The sequence below is a fragment of the bacterium genome (genome assembly GCA_024224155.1).
Lineage (GTDB): Bacteria > Acidobacteriota > Thermoanaerobaculia > Multivoradales > JAHEKO01 > CALZIK01.
This window is the reverse complement of the sequence record JAAENP010000186.1, coordinates 23,405-31,095: the sequence shown is the minus strand read 5'-3', so window position 1 is coordinate 31,095 and position 7,691 is coordinate 23,405. Positions and strand designations below refer to the sequence as shown.

Below are 7,691 nucleotides of genomic sequence, written 5' to 3'. Positions count from 1 at the left end.
TTGAGACAAGGAGGCCGATGAACCGCTAATCGTCGCTACGCTCCGAGGAGTGATCATGATCACCGGAACGAGTGATCACGATCACCGGAACGAGTGATCACGTTGCCCGGAATCGGCGATCACAATCAGCGGAATCCGCACGGGAGGCTCTTCAGGGCTTCTAGCAGTCTCTTAAGATCCGGCTTCCGAGCCCGCAGTTCTTGCCCCATGCAGCACTCATCCTTCGGACGGCAAAGAACCGGCTGGATCTCTATTAGCTTGTTTGGCTTCTCCTTTAGAGGCTTCTCGGGATAGCACACGAGCTCAGGTCCTACCGTGCTGGTCACTGACCTGCGCTTTTCCCATGCCGTAAAGATCCGCAGCTTCAGGGCAAGTCTGTAGCTGTCACACAAGACCTTGTCAGGAGAGGCCGTCGGACCATACTTGTCCACCAGCCCGGCCAGATCAGCGCTGATCATCTCATTGGCTCCTTCCGCCAGTGCCTCAAGCGCGGTGGAAGTCAAGTACTTCCGCGGTGTGCCGGATTCTCTCTGCAGTGCGAGGACCGCATCTCGGAAGGACCCTAGGTTCGCCAGTCGGTCGTGCATCCAAACATAGTGCTTCAAAGGGCCGGCCTTAAACTCCTTGATCGCGTAGACAGGAAGGCTGCTCGTTTCGTAGGTTGCGAGCGCCTGTCGTGCGGCCGAGGCGGCAAACGGCTTCAGGAGGATGTCTGTCAGAACACTCGTGTCAACGAAGGCTCTCTTCATCCCGCTCCTCCAAGATCGCGTCCAAACCTGGAGGGTCTACCAGGAAACCAACTGATGCCAAATGACCTGCATGCTCAACGACATCCGGGAAAGGAATATAGGGTTCCGCTTGGAGCTTCGTTACGACTCCAAGTAGGGCGTCGATCTGTGCCTCTTCGAGTGGATGGCCCTTTCTCCGCGTCAGCGCAATCTGTAACGTATTCACGAGGCCGCCGAAACCGTCTCCGAGACTCCTACAACAGAAAAGCTCGCGTACGGTACCGTGGAAATGCTGCAGGTCGTCATCCGCATCGACGTGTTCACCGTCACGATAGTGCTGAAGCGCACTTTGCAGGCGCGCCTCAGCTAGGTCGAGAAGCTTCGATGCCACACCCAGCACAGATTGACAGGACTCGCCTAGGGCGGGATAGAGAGCCGTAACAGGAACTGGCGCTTCGCTGGTTCCCGATCTGACTTCCTCAACAGAAACTCGTACTTCAAAGGCGTCGCTTTCGAGGTGGCCTGCTGACGAGCTCGTACCCTCTTTTCGTTCTCTGAGCCACTTCTCCATCGATAAGACGTCCGCTGTTTCGACCATCATTCGCCTCCGAAGAACAGATCCGAGCCGCGTTTCACAGTCTGATTCCATTGCTCGATCCACTCCACAGGATCAAGCTGGCTTGGTGTCATCTCCACGGTTGAATAGCAATCCACATCGAACACGATCCCCTGCTCCTTCCGGTGGAACTCCTTCAGCTCGCTGACGTTGGGTGGCGGGACAAAGTCGACCTTGCGACCTTCGACCTTGAGGCGGACGGTTACACCCTTTGTGGCTTCCTCGATTCGCGCTACGTACTCTGTTTCGGCAACATCTCCCTCGACTCCAAAGTGGGAGCCTTTGGGTGACCTCATGAGCTTCGTGGCCAGGATTGCCTCGGCAGCGTGCTCGCGGTCCGGATGCTTCTGGAAGTACAGGAATCGAGCTCCTACCCGATCCAAGATCTCCACTCCCAGAGTTTCCAAAGTAGGCTTGACGAAGCCACCCGCGATTTCGACGAGCGGCTTCAGCTTTCGGGATGGGAAGAACGCCACGATTCTGAGGCTTTGCAGGCCCACGCTCAACTCCAACTCGTTTCTGAGTCGAAAAATGGTCTCCCCCGGCTCCGCCTTTCGAGCCTCGAGGTCGGGCCAACGCCGCTTGGCGTCCGTCCAGACTTGTCCCGCCCTATCCCAGAGGGTCAGCGCAGCCGGGAACCGAAGCTCGAGTATCGCACGCTCAAGCTTGAACGAAGCCAGCGACAGAGCCATGGTTCTTGCACCCTCACGGTAGTGGAATGTGGAATCCTCCGAGCAACCCTAGCATGCTGATGCGGCCTCGACTCGTCAGGACCTCTTCTTGCTGATCACGGGTCTCAGAATGCGAGCGGCTGCCCAGCTAGCGCTGCCCTGGGGGAGTAGGCGCCACTCAAAACTCTAGCTGCATCGCTGATGCCAGCCTCTGCTGCCGTGCGTTGCCGCCACGGCAAGTTCAGCCCGCTGCCCCGGCAGGCCGTCTACGACAGGCTGCGACGAACCACGACCCAGAGTGTTTGCTCATTGTTTGCTCGGCTCGAAACCCGAGCCGGCGGCGAGCAGGCGAATACTCTGTAACTGTTTGATACTTAGAGAGTTAAATGGTGCCCAGGGGCGGAATCGAACCACCGACACCCTGATTTTCAGTCCTCCTGGACCGGCAGCCCTTCATGTCGGCCGGGACGCCGCGGTGCGCGCCAACGGTTCCAAAGTTTGGCGGTGGGGCTCAGGGCCGCAACGCCCACCCCGTGACTACGTGGAGCCGGGTGCCATCCGGCGGATCGGGCTGCTTCACGACATACAGGCTCTGCCCGTCCGACGAGACGTCGAAGGATCGCCCTAATGTATCGACGAAGTCCGTCTCGAAGACCTGGCGCGGCGCACCAAAGCTCAACGAGGGCTCCGTCGTGATCGCGACGCTCATCCAACGGTCGCCGCGGCGGTAGAAGATCTCGCCCGACGGACTCCAGACCGTCTCGAGGCCGCCGCCTTCGGAGATCTGCCTGACCACTGAGCCGTCGGGATAGGAGCGAATCCAGACCTCCCAGGCGCCCGTTTCGTTCGAGGAATACGCCACCCACTTACCGTCAGGGGAGAACGCCGCCCCCCACTGGTGGCTTCCGCCGTTGTCGACCCACTCGACACTCCTTTCCTCGAGGTCCAGGAAGCCGATCTGCGAGAGGCCCTGGGCCCGGCTGTAGATGGCAAGCACCCGATCGTCGGGCGACCAGGCGGAGATCCTCGCAGGCCACTCGTTCGGAATCGCGGACCAGGCCGCCGCGGTACCACCGACGGGCTCGATCCGGAGCGTCTCCTCGTTGTCGTCTTCGTAAGCGATCATCTCGCCTTCGTTGTTCCACACCGGCCATCCAGTTCGCCGGCCGGGCAGCCGTGTGCCGCGCCCGCTTGGGATGTCGTAGGCCCACACATAGCTTTCAACGTCCGCCACGTGGATGACCAGCTTGCGGTCGGTGGGGTCGAGGTCGAGAACGCCGTAGGCACCCTGCTGCACCGGAAGGAACTCCTGGTTCCCGTCCCGGTCGATGCGGGCCACGCCGCCGCGCGCTATTTCGGGGCCCCGCGCGAAGACCATCGTCCCGGAGTTGGAGAAGGCGAACTGAGCCTGTCCGATATCTGCGTCCATCACCACCTCGCGCATGACGGTGACCGGCTCGCCGGTGATCCGGCCCTCTTCGGTGTCGAACGGCACCGCGAGAAGGCTCCCTCCGCGGGCGAAGACGAGCCGATCGGGCTTCATCAGGCGAGCATCGTAGCCGCCCTCGAGAATCGTCCGGGTCTTGAAAGTCTCGAGATCCAACAGGGCGATGTCGGCGTAGTCGGTGCTGATCCCGTCGCGCAGCATGACGAGCGCCGACCCGCCCTGGGGGAGTACCTCCAGGAAGACCATGTCGGGTCTCGCGTGGAGCTCTTCCAGCTGTCCACTAGCCGCCGACACGCGCTGCAGTGTTCGGCTCTCATCGGCACCGAGGTAGATTGTGTCGTCTCCGGTCCACTGACCGCGTACCACGGTCTCGATCGGCGCGATGGTCTGCAGGCCGTCGCCGTTGGGCGCGACCCGCTTCAGCTTGTCCACGGTCACGAATCCGATCGAGCCGCCGTCGGGCGAGAAGAAAGCGTGGTGGGCGCCCTCCGTGCCGGGGATGGCCGCAGGCGGATCGAAGCCGGTGAGGTCCCGTCGGTACAGCCGCGAGCCACCGCCGGGCGACCTACCAACGTAGACCAGGAGCGTGCCGTCGGGTGACAGGGCCAGCAGGTTGCTGTCCACACCGAGAATAGCCAGGCCGAAGCCGAGTCCAGCATCGTCGGGCAGGCTGATCTCGGCGTGGAGCGGCGGCGACGGTGCTGGAGCACGATTTCTTACCAGCATCGTATAGGTGGCGACCGTCGCAAGGGCACCGGCGACGACGACGGCCGCGATCGTGCCAATCCAGCGACCGACCGAGTAGACTCCTCTGGTTGCAGGCGCCGACGCGCCGGCCACGGGCGACCCTTCGGTCGCAGCGCCCCCTGCCCTCAGCTCGCTCTCCAAGCCCTCGAGCTCGAGGTGGATCTCCCGCGCTGACTGGTAGCGCCGTTGCGGCTGCTTCTCGAGACATCGCCGCACGATACGGCCCAGGTGGTTTGGCAGCTCTTCCTTGAGCTGGGTCACCGAAGGCGGCTGCTCCTTCAAGACCGCAGAGATCACCGAAGCGGCGTTGTCGCCCTGAAACGGTGGCCGCCCCACCGCCATCTCGTACAGGAGGATTCCCAAAGAGAAGATGTCCGAGCGGTGGTCGATAGGCTTCGCTTGGACCTGCTCCGGTGACATGTACGGCACCGTCCCCAGGACCATCCCCGCCTGGGTCATCAGCTGGGTCTCGGCGTCCTCTGACTCCGACTCGGCCAGCTTGGCAAGACCAAAGTCCAGCACCTTCACCCGGCCGTCGTCGGTCACCATGACGTTGGCGGGCTTCAGATCTCGATGGACGATTCCTTTCTCGTGCGCTGCCGCGAGGGCGTCGGCGATCTGGATGGCCAGGGGAAAGAGCCTGTCGAGCTCGAAGCCCAGCGTCGGCAGGATTTGATCGAGGCTTTTTCCTTCCACCAGCTCCATTGTCAGGAGGTTGACGCCGTCCGCCTTTTCGACCGAGTGGATGGTGACGATGTTGGGGTGATTCAGAGCGGCGATCGCCTTCGCTTCGCGTTCGAAGCGCTCCAGCCGTTCGGGGTCGGTGGCGAGCTCTTCGGGCAGGACCTTGAGCGCAACCTCCCGGTCGAGCCTGGTGTCGGTCGCGCGCCAGACCTCGCCCATCGCCCCGGCCCCGAGCTTGGCGGTGATCTCGTAGTGAGAGAGCGTGCGGCCGATCATGCAGTTCCGGTGTTGAAGAGCCGGTCCATTGTAGAGGAACGCGATCGATCGCATGCACGCCGCCACGACCTCCGCGCGGTGGCCTCGGCGGAGCCTGGGTCGGGTTGCTGACTGGTCTCGCTGCGGAGTGCTCTGGCCCCCCCTCCTCCTGCGATGTCTGAGGGCTTTCGAGCCAGCGATCTACGACGAAGTGCGACAGACCACGACCCGAAGTGTTTGCTCATTGTTTGCTCGGCTCGAAATCCGGGCCGCCGACGAGCAGGCGAAAACTCTGTAACTGTCTGATATCTAGAGAGTTAAATGGTGCCCAGGGGCGGAATCGAACCACCGACACCCTGATTTTCAGTCAGGAGACAAGCTCCACTCGATCGACGAAGAATCTCTCTTGGAATCGAGCCACTGAGCGCCTACAGCCGCACACCACCACAAGAGCCCTTCGTTCAATCGCCATTTCTGATGCGCAACCGATTCGATGAGGCCCATTGTGGCAGCCGGATTCGTCCGATGCTGGAGCCGTGCGACACACGAACGCGTCACACGGACGTATTAGACCAGCCGTCGCTACGCCAACTGACTGATTCTCAGGAAGTTGGACGGAGGGCAGTGCAATATGGCTGGGACGCAGGGATTCGAACCCCGATTCCACGGGCCAGAGCCGTGTGTCCTACCATTGAACGACGTCCCAACGGGAAAAGACGCTAGCAAGAAGACCCGCCGAGCGTCAATCGGGGACACCATTCCTTGGTGTCCCCTCCCAACTCGTTTTCCGGAGGCGGAGCACCTCGACCGTCAGGCGTTGTAGCGGTCGAGCTCCGACCGCCACTGACCGCGTGTTAGTTACGCTTCTGGAGCTTGGCCCAGGTATCGCGCAGGGTGACCGTGCGATTGAAAACCGGATGCTCGGCCGAATGGTCCTTCGAGTCGGCACAGAAGTAGCCTTTGCGCTCGAACTGGAAGCTCTGCCCCGGTTTGGCTGCGGCAAGGCTGGGCTCGCCCCGCGCTTTGCTGTTCGTCGCGATTGAATCCACATTCAAGTTGTCGAGAAAGTTCCCGCCCTCTTCGACCTGGTTCGGGTCCTCTTTTGTGAACAGCTGGTCATAGAGCCGAACTTCGAGTGGTACCGAATGCCCGACCGACACCCAGTGAATCGTGCCGCGGACCTTGCGGCCATCCGGCGCTTGGCCGCCGCGCGTCTCGGGATCGTAGGTACAAAGCAGCTCGACGATCTCACCGGCGTCGTTCTTGACCACTTCGCGACAGGTGATGAAGTAGGCCCAGCGCAGCCGGACTTCGCGCCCGGGGCCCAGCCGGAAGAATTTCTTCGGCGGGTCTTCCATGAAATCGTCACGCTCGATCCAGAGCTCTCGGGAAAAAGGCACCGGGCGCGTACCCGCGGACTCATCTTCCGGATTGTTGACCGCCTCGAGCTCCTCGGTTTCACCCTCGGGATAGTTTTCGATCACGACCTTGATCGGATCGAGCACCACCATGCGGCGCAACGCCGTACGGTTCAGCTCCTCGCGCACGCAGTGCTGGAGCAATGCCATGTCGACCGTCGAGTCGGCTTTGGCGATGCCGATTCGATTGCAGAAATCCCGAACGGCGGCCGGCGGATAGCCGCGACGTCGGATCCCGGAGAGCGTCGGCATGCGCGGGTCGTCCCAACCCGAGACATGCCCCTCCTCGACCAGCCGTTTGAGCTTGCGCTTCGACAGCAGCGTGTGCGAGATGTTCAACCGCGCGAACTCGATCTGGCGCGACGGGAAGATCTCGAGGTTCTCGATGAACCAGTCGTAAAGGGGGCGGTGATCTTCGAACTCCAGAGTGCACAAGGAGTAGGTGACCTCCTCGAGTGAATCCGACTGACCGTGGGTGAAGTCATAGGTCGGGTAGATCGCCCACTCGTTGCCGCGGCGGTAGTGTTCGGCGTGCAGGATCCGGTACATCACCGGGTCTCGCATGTTGAGGTTGCCGGCGGCCATGTCGATCTTGGCTCGAAGCACCTTGGATCCGTCCGGGAAGTCTCCTCCTTTCATGCGCTCGAAGAGCTCCAGGTTCTCCTCGACGGTGCGATTCCGGTACGGGCTCTCGCGTCCCGGCTCGGTCAGTGTTCCGCGGTGCTCGCGAATCTCCTCGGCGGTCAGGTCGTCGACGTAGGCCTTGCCCTTCTTGATCAGGTCGAGCGCCCAGTCATAGAGCTGTTCGAAGTAGTCCGAGGCGTGGTACTCGCGGTCCTCCCAGTCGAAACCCAGCCAGCGCACGTCTTCGCGGATCGAATCGACGTACTCCTGACGCTCGGTCAACGGGTTCGAGTCGTCGAAGCGCAGGTTGCAAGGGCCACCGAACTCCTCGGCCAAGCCGAAGTTCAAACAGATCGCCTTGGCGTGGCCGATATGGAGATAGCCGTTGGGCTCGGGAGGAAACCGCGTGTGAACGATCGTGCGCTTTCCCGAAGCCAGCTCCTCCTCGATGATCGACTTGATGAAGTGACTGCCCGAAGGCTCCGCTGAATCGCCCAAGAC

The 7,691-nt window shown here is 61.7% G+C and carries 5 protein-coding genes and 2 tRNA genes; all 7 read right to left on the bottom strand.

What is annotated here, in order from left to right:
* Window positions 1-125: 125 nt before the first annotated feature.
* Window positions 126-749 (bottom strand): hypothetical protein, encoded by a 624-nt coding sequence (locus GY769_10555; protein MCP4202360.1) that lies wholly within the window; start codon window positions 747-749, stop codon window positions 126-128.
* Window positions 730-1,329 carry a hypothetical protein gene (locus GY769_10550; GenBank protein ID MCP4202359.1) on the bottom strand — a complete coding sequence of 200 codons (600 nt, stop codon included), beginning with the start codon at window positions 1,327-1,329 and terminating at the stop codon, window positions 730-732. Before GY769_10550 ends, GY769_10555 begins: the two co-directional genes overlap by 20 nt.
* Window positions 1,326-2,036: a hypothetical protein gene (locus GY769_10545; protein MCP4202358.1), complete on the bottom strand. Its 711-nt coding sequence runs from the start codon at window positions 2,034-2,036 to the stop codon at window positions 1,326-1,328. The genes GY769_10550 and GY769_10545 overlap by 4 nt, the downstream gene beginning before the upstream one ends.
* A gap of 490 nt (window positions 2,037-2,526) precedes the next feature.
* The gene (locus GY769_10540; protein MCP4202357.1) at window positions 2,527-5,223 is read right to left on the bottom strand and encodes a serine/threonine-protein kinase; all 2,697 of its coding nucleotides are present in this window, start codon (window positions 5,221-5,223) and stop codon (window positions 2,527-2,529) included.
* Between the two features lie 247 nt (window positions 5,224-5,470).
* Window positions 5,471-5,542 (bottom strand) — tRNA-Phe (locus tag GY769_10535).
* Window positions 5,543-5,780: 238 nt separating this feature from the next.
* Window positions 5,781-5,854, bottom strand: a tRNA-Gln gene (locus GY769_10530).
* 148 nt (window positions 5,855-6,002) lie between these two features.
* Entirely contained in the window at window positions 6,003-7,688 is a 1,686-nt protein-coding gene (locus tag GY769_10525; protein MCP4202356.1) for a glutamine--tRNA ligase/YqeY domain fusion protein, read from the bottom strand.
* Between the last annotated feature and the right edge of the window lie 3 nt (window positions 7,689-7,691).